The sequence below is a fragment of the Actinopolymorpha alba DSM 45243 genome (assembly GCF_000373925.1).
Taxonomy (GTDB): domain Bacteria; phylum Actinomycetota; class Actinomycetes; order Propionibacteriales; family Actinopolymorphaceae; genus Actinopolymorpha; species Actinopolymorpha alba.
The window spans coordinates 342,266-359,876 of record NZ_KB892707.1; the positions used below are offsets into that span (position 1 = coordinate 342,266).

16 protein-coding genes are annotated in these 17,611 nt (G+C 69.5%); 6 read left to right on the top strand and 10 right to left on the bottom strand.

The window, feature by feature from the left end:
• Window positions 1–3: 3 nt before the first annotated feature.
• The 6 genes from B141_RS0101520 to B141_RS0101545 all read right to left on the bottom strand — a co-directional run bounded on the left by B141_RS0101520 (window position 4) and on the right by B141_RS0101545 (window position 6,991).
• Window positions 4–900: a carbohydrate ABC transporter permease gene (locus tag B141_RS0101520; RefSeq protein ID WP_084678038.1), complete on the bottom strand. Its 897-nt coding sequence runs from the start codon at window positions 898–900 to the stop codon at window positions 4–6.
• Window positions 901–941: 41 nt separating this feature from the next.
• Complete coding sequence (locus tag B141_RS0101525; protein ID WP_020573402.1) at window positions 942–1,889, bottom strand: carbohydrate ABC transporter permease; 948 nt, start codon at window positions 1,887–1,889, stop codon at window positions 942–944.
• A gap of 360 nt (window positions 1,890–2,249) precedes the next feature.
• Entirely contained in the window at window positions 2,250–3,215 is a 966-nt protein-coding gene (locus tag B141_RS0101530; protein ID WP_020573403.1) for a DMT family transporter, read from the bottom strand.
• Window positions 3,212–4,075, bottom strand: a complete 864-nt coding sequence (locus B141_RS0101535) for a deoxyribonuclease IV (protein WP_026256805.1) — start codon at window positions 4,073–4,075, stop codon at window positions 3,212–3,214. Before B141_RS0101535 ends, B141_RS0101530 begins: the two co-directional genes overlap by 4 nt.
• Before the next feature lie 33 nt (window positions 4,076–4,108).
• Window positions 4,109–6,046, bottom strand: a complete 1,938-nt coding sequence (gene pknB, locus B141_RS0101540) for a Stk1 family PASTA domain-containing Ser/Thr kinase (protein ID WP_020573405.1) — start codon at window positions 6,044–6,046, stop codon at window positions 4,109–4,111.
• 165 nt (window positions 6,047–6,211) lie between these two features.
• Complete coding sequence (locus B141_RS0101545; RefSeq protein WP_020573406.1) at window positions 6,212–6,991, bottom strand: class I SAM-dependent methyltransferase; 780 nt, start codon at window positions 6,989–6,991, stop codon at window positions 6,212–6,214.
• Window positions 6,992–7,085: 94 nt separating this feature from the next.
• Between B141_RS0101545 and B141_RS0101550 the strand changes: the two genes are divergently transcribed.
• Genes B141_RS0101550 through B141_RS45200 form a run of 3 tightly spaced genes read left to right on the top strand, consistent with a single transcriptional unit; the run spans window position 7,086 to window position 9,120 of the window.
• Window positions 7,086–8,270 (top strand): NAD(P)/FAD-dependent oxidoreductase, encoded by a 1,185-nt coding sequence (locus tag B141_RS0101550; RefSeq protein WP_026256806.1) that lies wholly within the window; start codon window positions 7,086–7,088, stop codon window positions 8,268–8,270.
• Entirely contained in the window at window positions 8,267–8,653 is a 387-nt protein-coding gene (locus B141_RS0101555; protein WP_020573408.1) for an Rv2175c family DNA-binding protein, read from the top strand. The genes B141_RS0101550 and B141_RS0101555 overlap by 4 nt, the downstream gene beginning before the upstream one ends.
• A gap of 41 nt (window positions 8,654–8,694) precedes the next feature.
• The gene (locus tag B141_RS45200) at window positions 8,695–9,120 is read left to right on the top strand and encodes a barstar family protein (RefSeq protein ID WP_020573409.1); all 426 of its coding nucleotides are present in this window, start codon (window positions 8,695–8,697) and stop codon (window positions 9,118–9,120) included.
• A 103-nt stretch (window positions 9,121–9,223) separates the two neighbouring features.
• Here the strand turns inward: B141_RS45200 and B141_RS0101565 are convergent, their stop codons facing one another.
• Window positions 9,224–10,360, bottom strand: a complete 1,137-nt coding sequence (locus tag B141_RS0101565; protein ID WP_020573410.1) for a polyprenyl synthetase family protein — start codon at window positions 10,358–10,360, stop codon at window positions 9,224–9,226.
• A gap of 57 nt (window positions 10,361–10,417) precedes the next feature.
• Here B141_RS0101565 and metF point away from each other — a divergent pair, with 57 nt between their 5' ends.
• Complete coding sequence (metF, locus tag B141_RS0101570; RefSeq protein WP_020573411.1) at window positions 10,418–11,317, top strand: methylenetetrahydrofolate reductase [NAD(P)H]; 900 nt, start codon at window positions 10,418–10,420, stop codon at window positions 11,315–11,317.
• A 16-nt stretch (window positions 11,318–11,333) separates the two neighbouring features.
• Here metF and B141_RS0101575 read toward each other — a convergent pair whose 3' ends face one another.
• The 3 genes from B141_RS0101575 to B141_RS38410 all read right to left on the bottom strand — a co-directional run bounded on the left by B141_RS0101575 (window position 11,334) and on the right by B141_RS38410 (window position 15,196).
• A complete protein-coding gene (locus B141_RS0101575) occupies window positions 11,334–12,704 on the bottom strand; it encodes a phytoene desaturase family protein (protein ID WP_020573412.1) in 1,371 nt (456 codons plus the stop codon).
• Window positions 12,705–12,742: 38 nt separating this feature from the next.
• A complete protein-coding gene (locus B141_RS0101580; protein ID WP_020573413.1) occupies window positions 12,743–13,336 on the bottom strand; it encodes a DUF4126 domain-containing protein in 594 nt (197 codons plus the stop codon).
• Between the two features lie 366 nt (window positions 13,337–13,702).
• Window positions 13,703–15,196, bottom strand: a complete 1,494-nt coding sequence (locus tag B141_RS38410; RefSeq protein ID WP_020573414.1) for an MFS transporter — start codon at window positions 15,194–15,196, stop codon at window positions 13,703–13,705.
• An 897-nt stretch (window positions 15,197–16,093) separates the two neighbouring features.
• Between B141_RS38410 and B141_RS38415 the strand changes: the two genes are divergently transcribed.
• Complete coding sequence (locus B141_RS38415) at window positions 16,094–16,600, top strand: SAV_6107 family HEPN domain-containing protein (protein ID WP_020573415.1); 507 nt, start codon at window positions 16,094–16,096, stop codon at window positions 16,598–16,600.
• Window positions 16,601–16,755: 155 nt separating this feature from the next.
• A complete protein-coding gene (locus B141_RS0101595) occupies window positions 16,756–17,565 on the top strand; it encodes a class I SAM-dependent methyltransferase (protein WP_020573416.1) in 810 nt (269 codons plus the stop codon).
• Window positions 17,566–17,611: the final 46 nt, after the last annotated feature.

A 17,611-nucleotide genomic window follows, 5' to 3' on the forward strand; every position in this document is an offset into this window, starting at 1 on the left:
GACTCACTTGAAGCTTCCCAACGTGATGCCACGGATGAAGTACTTCTGTGCGGCGAAGAAGAGGATCAGGAGGGGAAGCAAGATCATCAACGATGCCGCCATCAACAGGTTGAACTGAATGTCATGGCTGGTGCGGAAGGACTGGATGCCGATCGCCAGCGTCTGTTTGGTCTCGTCCTGGAGATAGAGGAGTGGTCCGAGGAAGTCGTTCCACGATCCGACGGCGGTGAAGATGGCGACGGCGGCGACCGCCGGCCGCGCCATCGGGAACACAACCCGCCAGAGGATCTGCCACTCGTTCGCGCCGTCGATGCGGGCGGCATCGAGGTGCTCGCGAGGAACCTGCAGCAGGAACTGCCGGAGCAGGAAGATGAAGAACGCGCTGGCCAGGAAGTGCGGAACGACCAGCGGAAGGTAGGTGTTGATCCACCCGAGCCAGGCGAACAGGTCGAAGGTCGGGATGATGGCGATCGGGAACGGGATGAACAACGTCGCCAGGACGAGGTAGAAAACCTTGTCCCGCCCGCGCCATTCGATGCAGGAGAAGCCGTAGGCGACGATGACGTTGGAGATTACCGAGCCGATGACGCTGAGGATCGTGATGAGGAAGGAGTTCCCGAAGTACGTCGCGAACGGGAACGCCTGGAACGCGTCGACGTAGTTACTCCACTTCCAACTCTCAGGAATGAGCGTCGGAGGAGTGATGCCGAGTTCCTCGTTGGATTTCAGCGACGTGGCGAACATCCAGTAGAGCGGGAGCAGGAAGATCGCCGACATCGCCACCAGGAAGATGCGAACAGCGATCTTGTCCCAGAGTTTGCGTGCCTGCCCTTCCCGGCGGGTCGCCACCGGGCCAGCACCTCGCTGGCCTGATACTGGCACCTCTGTGTGCGTGGTCATGATGTGGCCTCGATTCTGGATCCTGGTCGAGTTCGCGAATGTCAGGCGGAGATTTCGTAATTCACGAAACGTCTCGATACCTGATACACGAGCAAGGCCAGGACGACGCCGGCGAGGAAGAGCAGAATCGCGAGCGCGGAGGCATAGCCGAGGTTGGCGTAGCTGAACGCGTTCCGATAGAGATAGAGCATGTAGAACAACGTTCCGTTGTTCGGTCCACCCCTGGTCATGATGTAGGCCTGGGTGAATACCTGGAGGCCCCCGCTGATTCCAGTGATGAGGTTGAACAAAATCGCGGGCGTGAGCAACGGAAGCGTGATGCGGGTGAATGACTGGAACGCGCTCGCGCCATCGATCCGGGCGGCCTCGTAAAGCGTCTGCGGGATGTTGTTGAGACCGGCAAGGAAGATGAGTGCGGCATTGCCGGCGCCCAACTGTGCCATGGCCACGATGACCAGCTTGGCCGTCGTGGGCTCTCCCAGGAAGTCCCGTTGTTCACCACCAAAGAGGCTGATGATCTGGTTGGCGATGCCGGTTCCGGGGTTCACCAGCACGATGAAGATGAAGGAGAGCGCGAAAATCGGCGCGAGGGAGGGAATGTAGAGGGCGGTGCGATAGAACGCCACTTCCCGGACGTTGCGGTTCATCGCCAGCGCGAGCAGGAGCGCGACGATGAGGCCAATCGGAACCGCCCAGCCCGAATAGAACAGCGTGTTGTAGATCGACGTCCACATCACCGGGTCCTTGAACATCCGGGTGTAGTTGCCGAGCCCGAGCCACTGTGGTGACTGCATGCCGCTGTACTTCGTCAGGCTGATGGCCACCGAGTAGATGATGGGGAAGACGACGAAGGCGAGCGTGCCAACGATCCAGGGGCTGATGAAGAGGAGCCCCTTGGTTAGGTTGGACTTTTCTCGCGGACTCCATGCGGTCCGCGGCCTGCTGGGCGCCGTGCGGCGTGCACCGGTCGCCTCGGTTGTCGCAGTCAATCTCGTACCTCCGGTGAGCTGATGATGGCGCTACTGGCGCGCATCCTCCGGACGGAGATGTCACTTTCCTGGGACATGATGGACGGGTATGGACACGTTGCCAGGCGCCATTGCTGGGAACGTGTCCAGAAAAGGCCACGAGAACGAGTGCGCGTGCCAGGGACCTGCTCGGCAACGCGCATGGGTTTGACCCTTCTAGCCCGTACAAAAGAGAAGGGAAGCCACCGCGATCGGCCGATCGCGGCGGCTCCCCCTCGCCTACATCGTTGAATCAGAGGATGTCGGTGGATGTGAGACTTTTCAAGTCCCAAAACTGACAGTAGCTGCTACGGAACGTTGAGTGGAAATTCCGGGCTGACCCTACACGGGCAGGTGTGGCGACTCGTTATCGAGTCGGCGGCGCGGGGCGAGTTCGGCGGTGTACATCGCGGCCAGGATCAGGGCGCCTCCCGCCAGCATCCGGATCGTCACCGACTCACCGCCGAAGACGAGGGCGAACGCCGTGGCCCAGACGGGCTCCATGCACATGATGACGGCCGCCCGGGTGGGTGTGAGGTGCGCCTGCGCCCAGGTCTGCGTGACGAGCGCGAACGCGCCCGCGATGAGTGCCATGTAGAGCAGCGCCAGCCAGTCGCCACCGCTGTCGGGCAGGGTGATTCCACCGGGTACGGCGGCGATCCCGCAGACAACGGCGATCACCGCCATCTGGACCACCGACAGTCCGAACGCGTCGCGCGGATTCGTCCAGGCGCCGAGACCCACGATGTGCAACGCGTACAAAGCGGCGGAGAGCAGGGTGAGGACCTCGCCGTACCCGAACGCGAAGCCACGCAGCGCCAGCACCGCCAGTCCCGCTGTGGCCAGCGCCACCGCGAACCAGGTCGCCCGGCCAATCCGGTGCCGCAGGAGAACCCCGGCGAGTACGGGCGTGAGTACGACGTACATCCCGGTGACGAACCCCGAGACCGACGCCGCCGTGTGGGCGAGGCCTTCCGTCTGAAGGATCTGCGCGAGCCCGTACACCAGCCCGAGCACCATGCCCCGACGCCGTGCCGTCGGGCTCAGCCGGACCACCGTCCTGGGCGCGATGAGTACGAGGACCACCGCCGCCACCGCGAACCGCACGGCGAGGAAGTCGGGCACCGGCACTCGCGTGACGAGGTCCTTGATGAGAAAGAACGTCGAACCCCACGCCGCGGTGACACCGAGCAGCCCGAGGACCGCGAGCGTCGACCCACGCCCGCCCCCGTGGACCGGCCCGGCCACCGCCTTGATGGATCCGGCATCCTGACCCACCGCCGAGCGGTCCGGCGTACGGCCGGTCACCGCTTCCTCAGCTTCTTGAGCAGGGCGATGTCCTCTCGCCAGGCATCCTGGCCACCCGGTGTCTCGAGAATGACTGGTACGCCCCGCATCGCCGGGTGGCGGACCATCGCCCGGAAGGCGGCTTCGCCGATGTGGCCCTGCCCGATTCGTTCGTGGCGGTCGCGGAAGCTTCCCCGCGGGTCCTTGGAGTCGTTGCCGTGGACGAGTCGCAGCCGGCCCGGACCGGCGAGTTCGACGAGTTGCTGGAGCGTCCGGGTCATGCCGCCGCGACGGTCGAGCGGTGCGCCGGCGGCGAAGACGTGGCAGGTGTCGAGACAGATACCGAGCCTGGGATGGCGGTCGAGAGCGTCGAGGTAGCCGGGCAGATCCTCGATGCCGGCGCACAGCGAGCGCCCCTGACCCGCGGTGGGTTCGAGGAGCAGGGCCGGGCCGTCTTCCGGGAGCCGGTCGAGCAGGGGGAGCAGGCGTTCGCGGATCTGCTTCATTGCCTGTTCGTACGCACCATCCGACACACACGACCCGGTGTGGACCACCACGCCGCGCGCGCCGATCGCCGCCGCGCGGGTGAGGTTGTGGGCGATGGTGTCAACCGAACGTTGCACTGTCTCCTCGGTGGGGGATCCGAGGTTGACGAGGTACGGCGTGTGGACGAACGCCGGGACGCCGGCCTCCTCGCAGAGCGTCCGGAAGAGCTGGTCCTGGGTGGGGTCGCCCTGCGCCTGGGCCCATCCGCGCGGGTTGCCGACGAAGACCTGGAGGGTTTCGGCGCCAAGATCGCGGGCTACCCGGAACGCTCCCTTGGCGAGCCCGCCGGAGACGGGGACGTGACAACCAATGGGACTCAGGCGGGTCGGCGACACCGGCACAGCTTCTCAGACGCCCGGCCGGCCGGGTCAGACCACCTCGATCACGATCGTCGACCCAACCCGCGCGCGTTCACCGCCGCCCGGTGTCTGGTTGACGACGTAGTGGAGGCCCACGTAGTACTGGTTCTGCCGGACCTCGACCTGGAAGCCCGCGTCGGTGAGCGCCTTCTTGGCGTCCTCCTCGCCGAAGCTCTGCACGCTCGGCACCGGCACGAACTCCGGCCCCTTCGACACCTCCAGAGCCACCGTGTCGCCGCGGTAGCCGTTGCCCTGCCCGGGATTTTGGTTCACGACAGCACCCGGCGGCACTGTGTCTGAGAAGACCTCAGAGGTCGTGACCTTCAGGTTGAGCTGCTCGAGTGCGGCCTTGGCCTGGTCTGCTGGCTGGCCGATGACGGAGGGAATGGCGACCGGCTCGCGTCCCTTGCTGACGACCAGGGACACCGGGGTCTTCCGGCGAAGCGCCGTGCCGGGTACTGGAGTCGAGGAGATCACCCGGCCGGATCCGACGGTGTCGCTGAAGGCCTGCTCGGCCGTGCCCACGGTCAGGTTCGCGTCCTCGATGAGCTGCCGGGCCCGCTCCTCGGTCAGCCCGGCCAGTGTCGGCGCCGGGTGGAGTTCCGGGCCGCGGGAGAGGATCACCTTGACGGTGCTGCCGCGGAAGGTGCGGGTGCCGGAGGCCGGATCGCTCCGCACCGCGCGGCCCTTGCCGATCGTGTCGTTGTACGCCTGTCCCGCGACGACGAAGCGCACGCCGGCCGGCCCGCCGACCTTGGCGAGCGCGCCCTCCGCGACGTTCACAACGGAGGGCACGGTGGTGAACGGACCGAACCCGCCGAGCCAGGCGCCGCCACCGGCCGCGGCCGCGAGTAGCACGACCACCGCGACGACGAACGGTGTGCGCCGCCACCACGGCTGCACCGGCCGCGGGCCCGGACCCAGCCCGTCGTCGAGGCCGGCGTTCGGGTCGAGGGGCGTGCCGGTCGCGGGCGTCTGCTCGGTGGGGTCCTCTCTCAGCAGCTCCATCGGAGCGACCAGGGTGTGTTCGGCCCGCGGCCCGGCCTGCTGCCGGAACATCGTGAGGTCCTGGGTCAGCTCGGGATCGTCGACCCCCTCGGTCAGCGCGGTGCGGGCCCGCCGGAGATGCTGGAGGAACACTCGCGCGTCGGCGGGGCGCACGTGCGGGTCACGGGCGGTGGCGCTCAGGACGAGGCCGTCGACGTACGCCGGGATGTCGGGAACGGACTCAGACGGTGCCGGCACGTCTTCGTTCACGTGCTTGTAGGCGACCTGGATGGGGGAGTCGCCCTCGTGTGGCTTGGCGCCGACGAGCATCTCGTAGAGGACGATGCCGGCCGCGTAGACGTCCGCCCGGGCGTCGGCCGTGCCGTGGGTGACCTGCTCGGGCGCGAGGTAGGAGACGGTGCCGATCAGCAGACCCTGGGTGGCTGTGGTGGTGGCCGCGGAGACGGCTCGCGCCAGCCCGAAGTCGGCGACCTTGACCGAACCGTCGTCGCCGAGCAGGACGTTCTCCGGCTTGACGTCGCGGTGGACCAGGTCGGCCTCGTGCGCGATGGCGAGTGCCTGCAGGATCTGGTCGAGGATCTCCAGAGCCCGTGCCGGGCTGAAGTGCCCCTCGCTGTGGAGCTCCTGGCGGAGGGTGCGGCCGGCGACGTACTCCATCGTGAGGTACGGCGTGCCGTCGTCCTCGCCCTGGTCGAAGACCGCCACGACGTTTGGATGTGACAACCGCGCCGCCGAGCGGGCCTCGCGCTGGAACCGCCGGACGAAATCGGCGTCGTCGACGAGGCCGGCGTGGAGAACCTTGACGGCGACCGTGCGGTCGAGACGGGTGTCGACGGCTTCGTAGACCGTCGCCATCCCACCGCGGGCGACGCGGCGGCCCACGTGGTACCTGCCGTCGAGCAGGCGACCAACCATGGGGTCACTGACGGTCACATCCACGGAGGAGCCTCGCTCAGGTGTTGATTCGGACGAGATGAGTGTAAGGACACGAGGTCAGAGCGCTAAGGAGGCCGCGCCGATTCAACCGGTCACCACTCACGCTCGGTCTGACGACGGAGCCGGATCGTCGTCAGAACCCTCCTACCCCGCCATTGCCTCGCTCGCTCATGACGTCGCAGCGATGACTCCCACGTGACCGGTGAGACGGAATGCGCCCGTACGCGCGACCTCCGCTCGGATCCCGCCCTCGACGGCGGCGAGGTAGCTGGCCCAGGTCACGCCGTCCGGTAGGTGACGCGCCTGCTCGGCCCGGCAGCTGTTGACGTACGCGACCACGGGCGTGGCGTCGGGTACGACGATCTCGGAGTGGTACTCGTCGACCTCACAGGCGCCGAAGACCTCGCGGACCAGCTCGACGCCGCCCTCGAGCAGGAACCGCCGGCCAGGGTTGGGATAGGGCGGCGGGTCAACCACGCCGAGGTCGCGCAGCGCCGTGTCCCACAGATCGGCCAGCTCCCGGCTCGCCACCCGCCCGTTGGTGCTGGCCAGGAGGCGGCCGCCGGGGCGGAGCACCCGCCGCAGCTCCCGGAGCGCCGTCCGCGGCTCGGTGGCGAGGTAGAGCATGTGCATCGCCAGCGCGGCCCCGGCCGAACCGTCGGCGAACGGCAGCCGGTCGACCTCACCCACCACCTCAGGACCCATCCCAGCCGACAGGTCGACGGGAACCACCCGCAGCTCCGGTCGCGTGGCGCGCAGCCGGTTGGTGTAGCTGCCGGTGCCCCAGCCGACGTCGAGCACCGGGCCGTTCACCGTGCCCAGCCTTCGCAGGGCCAGGTCCACGATGTCAATGCGAGGTTGCTGCCAGGCGTAGATGGAGATCCGGTCTGCCAGGCGGGAGTTGTCGGCGTACGCCTCGCCGACGAGGATCGAGTGGTCGACCGTCATGGACCATCACCGTAGACCGTCGTAGAGGGTCCAAATGACCACGTCACGATGCCGCGATCTGTCGGTGCGAGAGGTTTTGAATAGGGTTCAGGACGTGGAGCGTGTCGTGGTGGTGGGAGCAGGACTGGCTGGACTCCGGACGGTCACAGCACTCCGGGAGCAGGGGTACTCCGGCGAACTCATCCTCGTCGGCGCTGAGCGGCATCCGCCGTACGACCGGCCGCCCCTGTCGAAGGCGATCCTGCTCGGTACGGCAGACGATTCGGCGCTGCCTCTCGATCCGGCGAGCCTGAAGGTCGACCTTCGCCTGGGAACGCGGGCCACGGGGCTCCGCGACGGTGTGGTCGAGACGGACGACGGCGACCTCGCGTACGACGGGCTGGTGATCGCGACCGGATCCGAACCCATCCGGCTTCCCGGCGAGGGGGCGCACTACCTGCGGACTCGCGACGACGCGTTCGCGCTGCGGAGCGTGCTGCGTCCCGGTGCCACGGTGGTCATCGTGGGCGCCGGGTGGATCGGCGCGGAGGTGGCGACGGCCGCGGCCCGGCACGGTGCGCGGGTGACGGTCGTCGAGCAGGCGGCGACGCCCGTCGCTCACGCGCTGCCCTCCGAGGTGGGTCAGCGGCTCGCGCCGTGGTACGCCGAGGCCGGGATCGACCTGCTGTGCGGGCAGCGGGTCGGCGTGGTCCGCCCTGACGGCGTCGAACTCGCCGGCGGGACGACGCTCCGCGCGGACGTGGTGGTGGTCGGCGTCGGCGTACGCCCGGCGACCGGTTGGCTCGACGGCTCAGGCCTGGAGGTCGATCGGGGAGTCCTGGTTGGTGCCGACCTGCGGACGAGCCTGCCTGGCGTCCTCGCCGTCGGGGACGCCGCTGCCCGATGGTCGCCGCGGTACTCCACCCGGATCCGCGGCGAGCACTGGGACGACGCGCTGCGGGCACCGGTGGTCGCGGCCGCGAACGCTCTGGGCGGCGCCGAGACCTACGACCCGGTGCCGTACGTCTGGAGTGAGCAGTTCGGCCACATGGTGCAGTACGCCGGGATCCCCGCCGCCGGCGGCAACCTGGTGTGGCGGGGGGACCCGGACACGGACTCCGGTTGGGCGGCGTTCTGGTTGGCGCCGGACGGCCGGATCTTGAGTCTGCTCGTCGTCGACCAGCCTCGGGACTTCGTCCAGGGCCGCCGGCTGGCCGAGGCCGGGACGCCGGTCGACCCCGAACTCCTGCGGGACCCCGCGATTAGTGTGAAGGCATCCGTGGCAGGCTCAGCAAGGTGAGCAACGACGAGCCGACGACACGCACGATGTCCACCGATCTGGATTCGCTGGTTCCCGAGTGGTTGACGCTGCCGGAGGTGGCCGACCGGCTCGAGGTCAGCGTGGGCAGGGTCCGCCAGCTACTGCGCGAGGGCGAGCTGCTCGCCGTACCCCATGGTGAGCGCGGCGCCCTCCACGTTCCGGCGGCGTTCCTGGCTGGTAACCGCGTACTCAAGGGTCTCGGCGGCACCCTCACGGTCCTTCACGACGCGGGGTACGACGCCGAGGAAGCGGTGCGCTGGTTCTTCACCGCTGAGGACGCTCTTGCCTGTCCGCCGATCACCGCGCTCGCCCAGAACCGCGGCAAGGAGGTCCGCCGCCAAGCCCAGGCTCTGGGCTTCTGAGCCAGGTCACTCCTGCTGAGCACGTGTGAAAGGAGTCGGCCATGCCGGAGCTTGCGCGGCTACTGGCCGGTGAGCGGGCGCCGGGCGTCTACTGGTGGCCCGTCGCGCCCGGGGCGGAGAAGCTACGGGTCGAGGCCGAGGACGCCGGCTGGCGGTTCGTGGAGCTTGACACCACCATGGTCGTCGACAAGGCGGGGTTGCTCGATGCGATCGCGACGACGTTCGGGTTCCCGGCGTACTTCGGCCGCACCTTCGACGCGCTCGCGGACTGCCTGAGCGACGTCCGCGACGAGATCGGTGTGCTGGTGCTGTGGGAGGGCTGGGCGGCGCTCGCGGAGTTGAACCCGCAGACGGCCGGACTGGCGCTTGAGGTGTTCGGCGAGCGGGCCGCGGAGAAACGCTGGGGGCCGTTCGCGGTGCTCGTCGCCGGCCTGGGTCCTGAGCTCGACATCCCGACCTTCGAGTAGGTCCGCCCCGAGCATCCGAGGACGCCTGCCTTCGTCACCGGGCGCTGCGATCTCCGCCGGGAATGACCACGTATACGTGATCATTCCCGGGCGGACCGCGCGGTCAGCCAGTGCGCTGCGTCGCAGCCTGCGCGAGTTCGCCGAACGCGTCCCGCACGCCCTCGTCCGCCAGAGGTGCCTGGGCGAGGGCGGCGGCGGCCTGCTCGGTGAGGTCCACGATGAGGCGTTCGACGGCGGCCAGCGCACCCGAGGCGACGATGATGTCCCGCAACTCGGCGACGCCTCGGGACGTCAGCGCCCGGTCACCGAACCGTTGTCGGAACCGCTCCGCCTGCGCCGGCGTCGCCGCCGCCAGCGTCTTGGCGACCAGCACCGTGCGCTTGCCCTCCCGCAGGTCGTCGCCGGCGGGCTTGCCGGTCACCGTGGGATCGCCGAAGACGCCGAGGATGTCGTCCCGCAGCTGGAACGCCTCGCCGAGCGGCAGGCCGTACGCCGAGTACGCCGAGATCAGCTCAGACGAGCCCCCGGCCAGGGCCCCGCCCAGGTGGAGGGGGCGTTCGACGGTGTACTTCGCGCTCTTGAACCGCACCACCCGCATCGCCCGGTCCTGCGGCGTCGTACCCGATGCCTGGCTCACCAGGTCGAGGTACTGCCCGGCCATCACTTCGGTACGCATCAGGTCGAAGTAGCCGAATGCCGGCAGCAACCGCTCGGCCGGCAGCCCGCATCCCCGGAGCATCTCGTCCGCCCAGCACAGGCACAAATCACCGAGGAGCAGCGCACCGCCGAGCCCGAAGCGTTCGGCCGGACCCTCCCAGCGCCGCTGGTCGTGCAGCGCCTGGAACCGCCGGTGAACCGACGGCTTCCCGCGCCGGGTGTCAGACGCGTCCATGAGGTCGTCGTGGACGATCGCCGCGGCCTGGAGCAGCTCGAGAGCCGCCGCCGCGACGACGATCCGGGGGTCGTCGGGGTCGCCGCCCGCTCCGCGCCAACCCCAGTAGCAGAACGCCGGCCGCAGCCGCTTGCCACCGGCGACCGAGTCGGTGATGATCTCGCGTTGGGTGTCGAGCTCGGCGTCGATCGACTGGAGTTCGGCGGCCCGCTCGCGTAGGAACTCCTCCAGGGCCTGGTCAACCCGGGCCCGCAGGCCACCGAGCCCCGCCAGGTCGGCCAGCGCGGGTACCCCGGCCAGCCCTGGCAGGTCGAGCCCGGTGGCGGCGCCGCTGTCCGTATGCCTCATGTCCTGCACGCGCGCCAGCCTAGACGGGGCAGTATCCGCTACCAGTAGCCTGGGCGCATGGCTCTCGGACTGCCGTCAACTAGTCCTGGCACGGCCACGATCCGCGAGCTGCTCGCGGGAGGTGACCGGTCGTACTCCTTTGAGTTCTTCCCGCCGAAGAACGACCAGGGCGAGCAACAGCTGTGGCGTGCGCTGCGCGAGTTGGAGACCCTCGGGCCGACGTTCGTGTCGGTGACGTACGGCGCGGGCGGTTCCACCCGCGACCGCACGGTCCGCATCACGGGCCGGATCGCCGCGGAGACGACGTTGACGCCCGTCGCGCACCTCACCTGCGTGGGCCATTCGCGCGCCGAGCTGCGTTCGGTCATCGGGGCGTACGCCGACGCGGGGGTCCATAACGTGCTGGCGCTCCGCGGAGATCCTGACGGCGGGCTCGGCCAGCCATGGGTGCGGCATCCCGAAGGCCTCGACCACGCGGACGAGCTGGTGCTGCTGCTCCGCGAGCTGGGGAGCTACTGCGTGGGGGTGGCGGCGTTCCCCGAGGGACATCCCGAGGCCACCGACCTGGAGGCCGACGCGAGGTTCCTGGCGCGCAAGGCCGCGGCGGGCGCCGACTTCGCGATCACGCAGTTCTTCTTCAACGCCGATGACTACTTCGCGCTGGTCGAACGGGCCAGTCGTTACGGCTGTGAGATTCCGATCATTCCGGGCATCATGCCGGTGACCAACGTCAAGCAGATCCAGCGGTTCGCGACCCTGTCGGGTGCGGAGTTCCCTGCCAGCCTCGCCGAGCGGCTCCTCGCGGTCGAGGACGACCCGGCCGCGGTCCGCGCCATCGGCGTGGAGGTCGCCACCGAGCTGTGCGCGAAGCTGCTCGACGGCGGCGCACCGGGCCTGCACTTCTACACCCTCAACCGCTCGACGGCCACTCGCGAGATCTACGCCAACGTGGTGTGAACGGATCCCGCGGGTCCTACGCCGGCCCGATCTCCTGGGCGATGGCGGCGGCGCCGAGCAGGACGTACGGCACGCCAGGTCCCGGGTGCGCGGTGCCGCCCGCGAGGAACAACCCGCGGATCGGCGACCGGTTGAGAGGCACACCGAGACCCCGCCACGCTCCGCGCCAGACCGGGCCGTACGCCGGGACCTCCACCTCCACGCGGGCCACCACCTGGTCGCGCAGGTCCAGCCCACGCCCGGCGAGGAGGTCGAGCGGATCCTCCACCGGACCCTCCGCTGGTCGACCCTGAGGGGCTAGCACCGTCACCGCCCGGTGGCCGGCGGGTGCCAGCGCGGGACCGTCCGGCGTCCTCACGACCACGGGAGCGCCCGGTGCCTCACCGTGCACCACGGTCTCGTACGGAAGGTCCTGATGCTCACCGCCGTCGTCGCGGAGCCCGAGACACACCATCCGGGATGCCGGCGCGGGACGCACGCGAGCGACGGCGCGGCGAAGCGCCCTGGGTGGCGGCGTACCCAGCAGGTCCCGCACCACCGAGCGGACGTCGACGTCCGTCACCACGACATCCGCGGGCAGCTCCACGCCGTCTCGCAGGCGTACGCCCGTCACCGTTCCGGCGTCGGCAGCGATCGCCGTGACCTCAGCGTTGCGGCGTACGTCGACGCGGCGCTCGGCCAGGCGGTCAGCCAGAGCCGTCACCAACGGGGCGAACCCGCCGGCGCAGGTCCAGATCCCGAACGTCCGCTCGACGTACGCCTGGACCGCCGCGAACCCCGGGGTTTGGCGTGGATCTGACCCCGCCGCGAGGGTGGGGTACTCGAGGACGCTCTGAAGGATCCCGCGGACCTTCGGATCCGGCCCGCCCGCGGCGTGCGCGGCGGACCGCAGTGACCGGCCGACGCCGAGCCGCCGGAGACCTGACAGGCCGAGGGCGCGCGGTCCGGCGTACGGCACCTCGAGCACGCGCGTGCGCAGCAGCTCCCAGGTCGGAGTGAGATCGTCGACCATCCCTTCCCAGCGTTTTGCGGCGGCCTCCCCGACGGCGCCGGTGAACGCCCGCAGCTGGTCTGACCGGCCACTCAGCGGGAGGTCGAGGACGCTGCCGTCCGCGAACAGGTGCCGGCGTGGAGCGGTGACCGGGACCAGGTCCAGAACGCGTTCGAGGGGGCGGCCGGACTTGCGGAAGAGGTCGCGGATCGTGGCCGGCAGGGTCATCGCGGCTGGCCCGGCGTCCCAGCGGAAACCCGCGTGCTCCACCGTGCGGACGACGCCACCGAGCTGCGCGGAGCGTTCGCACAGGGTGACCTCGTGGCCGAGCTTGGCGAGGCGCGCGGCAGCCGCGAGGCCGGCGAACCCACCCCCGACGACAACAATCCGAGCCACAACCGCTGGAGCTTAGGGCATGCCCTGACCCGCGCGGCTCAGACGTGCTCGAGCGCCTCCCGGCGGCGTTCCCGCCATCGTCGATAGCCCCGGCGTACCCTCCGCGTCAGGGCCACCGCGATGATGCCGCCACCACCCAGCAGGACGGCGACGATGCCGAACGCCGTCCACGGTTGGAAGACCGCGAGCGCCAGCGCCCCGGCGACCGAGAAGTCCTCGACAGTGCTCAGGACGATGTTGCTCGCGGGTTCTGGCGAGGTGTTGACGGCCAGGCGCAGGCTCGCCTTGACAGCGTGGCTGGCCAGCGCCGTCGTCCCGCCCAACGTCGCGGCGACGGCCTGGTCCAGGCTCGACGCGTCGCCGGTGAGGAGCAGGCCGAGGATCGCTCCGACAGTGGGCCGGATCGCCGTCGAGATGGCGTCCCAGCCGGAGTCGACATACGGGATCTTGTCGGTCACGAACTCCAGGGCGTACAACGCCCCGGTGACCACGAGTACGTCTGTGCGTTCCAGGGCGGCCGGTATCCCGTCGATGCCGGCGTACCTGCCCAGGAGGCCGAGCAGCAGCACGGTGGCGTACGCGTTGACGCCGCTCGCCCAGCCGCTTGTGAAGACCAGCGGCAGGAGCTCCATTACCGACCTCCCCCCGGGCGTCGTCGCGCGCCCGCAGGAGCCAGTGTCGCCTATGACGCTGGTCGGGCGCTGAGCTGCCCGCGCCGCGTCGAGGTCAGGTGACTGGGATGTTCTGCCCGGGCCAGGATCGGGGAAATACCTAGGCGGGAATGAGTACATCGCCGGATGGTGGTGGCACGGTGCGGGCGGCGAGGATTGCATCCGTGGCGCGCGGCTGGCCTGGGCCGTTCCGGCAATCCCGGCCCTCGACCCGGAAGTCTCCGGCCCTGACCGCGCGCTGACGTGGGGACGTTGGCTCGGGTGGGCCCCTACGGGGGTGGGGCTCACCCAAAGCGGCGACGATCTGCCTTGAGCCCGCCCGTGCGGTCAGGTCCTGACGTGGTACTCCGGGAGCACCGTCGAGACCTGAGTCCCCGGCCGGCGCCCCAATGTCTGTGACGGCACATGCCCGGCCGATCCGTTGACCGTGCTGGTGTACGGCGCGTCGTACGTCGGTGACTGCACAAGGGACTCGAGGGACTCTGGCGGCGGGACCGCGATCGGGTCGCGGTGCCGCCGGGCGCGGGCCAGCGCGAGGTCACGCGCCTTCTGAAGCTCCCGGCGTTGCCGGCGCTGTGCGCGCGGGTCGGCCCGATGCCTGCCGCCGTGCGGCGACCCGACCACCGACACGAGGAGCACCACGAAGGCAGCGGCGAACCCCGAACACACCAGCACGCTTCTGATCGATGTCGCCTGAGCGACGACTCCGGCCAGAAGGATGGACAAGCCCTGCCCGATCTGCAGGACCGTGTTGCCCAGGCCGATGACCCGCCCACGCACGTCCTGGTCGACGATCCCGACGATCGTCGCCTGAAGGTGCGCGATGTGCCCCATGGCGACGCCGGCGAGGAACAACCCGCCGGTGATCACGACAACGAACGGGGTGAGTCCGGCCGCGGCCACGCAGAGCCCGACGGCGAGGGAGAAGGGGACGAGGACGATTTCGCGTCGCCGCTGGGTCATGCGGCCGACGATGACCAGGCCGACAGCGCTCCCAAGAGCCGGTGCCGCGAGGAACGCCCCGGCCGCCTGCGTGCCCAGACCGAGTTGCTCGGCGTAGGGAATTGCCAGCCCCTCGGCGGTGGCGAGGACCGTTGGTCCAAGGAACAGCAGCCAGAACAACGTCGGCATCCGCCCCGTGTCGCGGACCACCCGGATGCCTTCCCAGGTGTCGCGGAGCAGGTTGGCCTTCTGCCCGCGCGCCTTGGCGGGGGCGGGCCGGCGTACGACGAACATCCCGAGCAGGACGGCGGAGAGGACGTAGGTCGCCATGTCGGCCAGCAACGCCGGCTGTGCCCCGACGAGAACGACGATGAAGCCGCCGGCCGCGAAGCCCACCACCTGCACCACCTGCTGGCTGGTGCCAACCAGAGCGTTCCCGGCGACGAACCGGTCGCCATCGAGGATGTCTGAGAGGATCGCCATCCGTGCGGCGCCGAATGGTACGCGGACGAACTCCACCAGCAGGAGTACGGCCAGCGCCACCTCCACCCGCGGAGTGCCCAGCGCGATGACTGCGGTCAGGGCGGCGCGGAGCAGATCACAGGAGATCAGCAACTGCCGGCGCGGGAACCTGTCGGCGAGGGTCGAAAGGACCGGCCCGCCGAGGACGCCGGGTAGGTAGGTGACAGCGAACGTCGCAGCGGTCAGGGCGGGCGAGTTCGTGCGTTCATAGACCAGGGCCGCGAGGGCGAACTTGCCGAGCTGGCTTCCGATCCGGGACAGGACGTCGGCGACGAAGAGCGCGCTGAACTCCCGGTTCCGAAAGAGGTCTCGGTACCGGACGGTCGATCTGCCGGCGCGGCTCACAGCATCGATCATGCCTCATGATCGACACGTTGTGTCGCACCGTAGTCACGGAAATTGGCATGCGAGACGGTTTCAATGCACCGCATCTTCGAACGAAGCGGTGAAAAGGACGCACCACTCTCCGGATATGTGCCGTGGCGCAGAGCATCTGGCTGGCTGCGTCGCTGCGTCTCGCGACCCGCAGTCGAGGGTGGCCGCATGGTGTCAGCCGGGCCGCTGTCGGTGGTCCCTGAGACAGTGCGGACATGGTTGATCACGCGGCGCTGCGGATAACTGGCCTGACCTGGCGGTTCGTTCGATGCCGGGCTGTCATCCGCGGCGTCCGAGCCGCATTCCGTCGCTTGCGTGCCGGGCGGGTTGACGCGCACCTGGCGGTGGGCTACGTTGGTGACGCTCGAACATATGTTCGAGCTCGCCGGGTGGGGGAGTCGGGTCCCTCACTCATTGGGCGGATCAGTCCGGCGAAGCAGTTCGACCCCTGCTCGCGCCGGACTGCCGCTGGATCCGGGCGGAGCACGCAGGGCAGGGGAAAGTGCTCCGCCCGGTCCGGCCATCGGGGTCGTGACAGCTGGCAGATGTGGAAGGCGGGACGTCTCCACCAGACAGGCGGGAGTGAGCCCATGGAGTTCGGGGCGGAGATGTTGGTCGGGTCTGAGGCCCCTGCATTTCCACCACGGCTCTGGCGCGAGCGGCTGTGGCTTGCGGGGGAGCGCTCCACCTGTTGGGTCGAGTTGGGGGCGCAGCGGCAGTCGACGTCGACGGCTCTTCGGAGGCGGGACGTCGGTTGTCGGCGAGGGGTGGCCGCTTGGACGCCCACCTCGCACGTTCCGGGGGCGCGCTCTGAGGAGCGCACCGTAAGCACCCCTCCGCGCCTTGAGAAGCGCTGAGCCAACTGGAAGGAGTCCTCTCATGCCGACACGTGCTGCGGCTCAGTTCCAGGCCCCTCTCGGGCCGAGCGTCTTCCTTTCCCTTGACCGCGCCCGTGCGTCCCTGGCCGACGCGATGATGAGCGAGACACCGGCCGAGCGCTACGTCGCGGCGCACGTCGCTGCCTTGCGCACGGCGGCCGCCGTCCTGGCCGCCCGAGCCCGGCCAGCGGTGCGGCGAGGCCAGCGAAATGCCTGGGCTCTGCTGACCCGTGTCGCACCCGAACTCGGCGAGTGGGCGACGTTCTTCGCCGCGGGCGCTGGAAAGCGCGCGGCGGCCGAGGCTGGTCTTGCGCACACGGTGACCGCTCGCGAGGCCGACGACCTGGTCCGAGACGCGGAGAGGTTCCTCGCGGTCGTCGAGCGCCTCCTCGAGTTGCCCCATCAACCCACGCTGCTGCGCCAGGTGGATGAAGCCGGCGGCGTCTCGCCCGCCATGGGCGTGGTGCGCGACTTGTCCCGCTCGCGCCAGCCGGGAGCAGCCGCCTAAGAGGTCGCGCGGATAGTGCCGTCCGCATCTGCGGCTGGCGCCGCGCGACCTCTAAGACCTCCGTGTTCCTCCGCGAGGCGGTGTCTCGACTTGAGCTTCCACCCGCGACACTAGGGTGGTCCGGCCTACCCGCCACCAGCTCAGAGGAGGCTTCCGTGCCCGAGCGCGGTCGGAGCGCAGGAGGTTCGCTGGGTGCCTCCGCGGGCGAGTCATCCGCGGGTGCGGCCGGCCACCGCCGGACCGTGCGGAGCGAACTCGCCTGGCGTCTGGTGCGCGCCGTTCTTGGTGATCAGATCACCGCGACCGGGCGGTCCGTGCTCGATGTCGTCGACGCCGGGGGCGGCACGGGCACTCTCGCCGTGCCCGTTGCGGAGCTGGGCCACCACGTCACCGTGGTCGATCCAAGCCCGGACTCGCTCGCCGCGTTGGAACGCCGAGCCGCCGAGGCGCGGGTGACCGACCGGATCCATGCTGTCCAAGGAGACGCGGTCGCGCTCTCCGACATCGTCGGCCCCGCCTCGACCGACCTCGTGTTGTGCCACAGCGTCCTCGAAGTCGTCGACGACCCAGCCGTCGCGCTCCAGTCGATGGCAGAGGTGCTCCGCACTGCCGGGGCGCTCAGCGTCGTGGTGGCCAACCCGAACGCCGTCGTCCTCGCCAAGGTGCTGGGTGGACACATCGCGGAGGCACGCCAAGCTCTGACTGATCCGGCCGGACGTTGGGGCGCGGCTGATCCGATGCCGCGGAGGTTCACCGTTGAGCAACTCCGCGACGTGGTCGAGCAGACCGGGCTCCAGGTGGTAGCCGAGCATGGCCTGCGGGTCTTCGCGGACCTCGTGCCAGGTGCGTTGTCGGACGAACCCGGCCTCGCGGGCATGTTGCTCGAGTTGGAGGCCGAAGCCGCCGAGGACCCGACATTCCGTGCCCTCGCCAGTCAGATCCACCTCCTTGCCCGCCGCATCTGAGCGGCACTTTCACGGGTCTCGGGTACCGTGTCGTACGGAAGTGACG

Bases quoted from the DNA above. Each gene is read 5' to 3' on its own strand.
- B141_RS0101580 (WP_020573413.1), bottom strand. From the start codon at position 13,336: ATGGAGCTCCTGCCGCTGGTCTTCACAAGCGGCTGGGCGAGCGGCGTC.
- B141_RS38410 (WP_020573414.1), bottom strand. From the start codon at position 15,196: ATGATCGATGCTGTGAGCCGCGCCGGCAGATCGACCGTCCGGTACCGA.
- B141_RS0101565 (WP_020573410.1), bottom strand. From the start codon at position 10,360: ATGAGGCATACGGACAGCGGCGCCGCCACCGGGCTCGACCTGCCAGGG.
- B141_RS45200 (WP_020573409.1), top strand. From the start codon at position 8,695: ATGCCGGAGCTTGCGCGGCTACTGGCCGGTGAGCGGGCGCCGGGCGTC.
- metF (WP_020573411.1), top strand. From the start codon at position 10,418: ATGGCTCTCGGACTGCCGTCAACTAGTCCTGGCACGGCCACGATCCGC.
- B141_RS38415 (WP_020573415.1), top strand. From the start codon at position 16,094: ATGCCGACACGTGCTGCGGCTCAGTTCCAGGCCCCTCTCGGGCCGAGC.
- B141_RS0101545 (WP_020573406.1), bottom strand. From the start codon at position 6,991: ATGACGGTCGACCACTCGATCCTCGTCGGCGAGGCGTACGCCGACAAC.
- B141_RS0101520 (WP_084678038.1), bottom strand. From the start codon at position 900: ATGACCACGCACACAGAGGTGCCAGTATCAGGCCAGCGAGGTGCTGGC.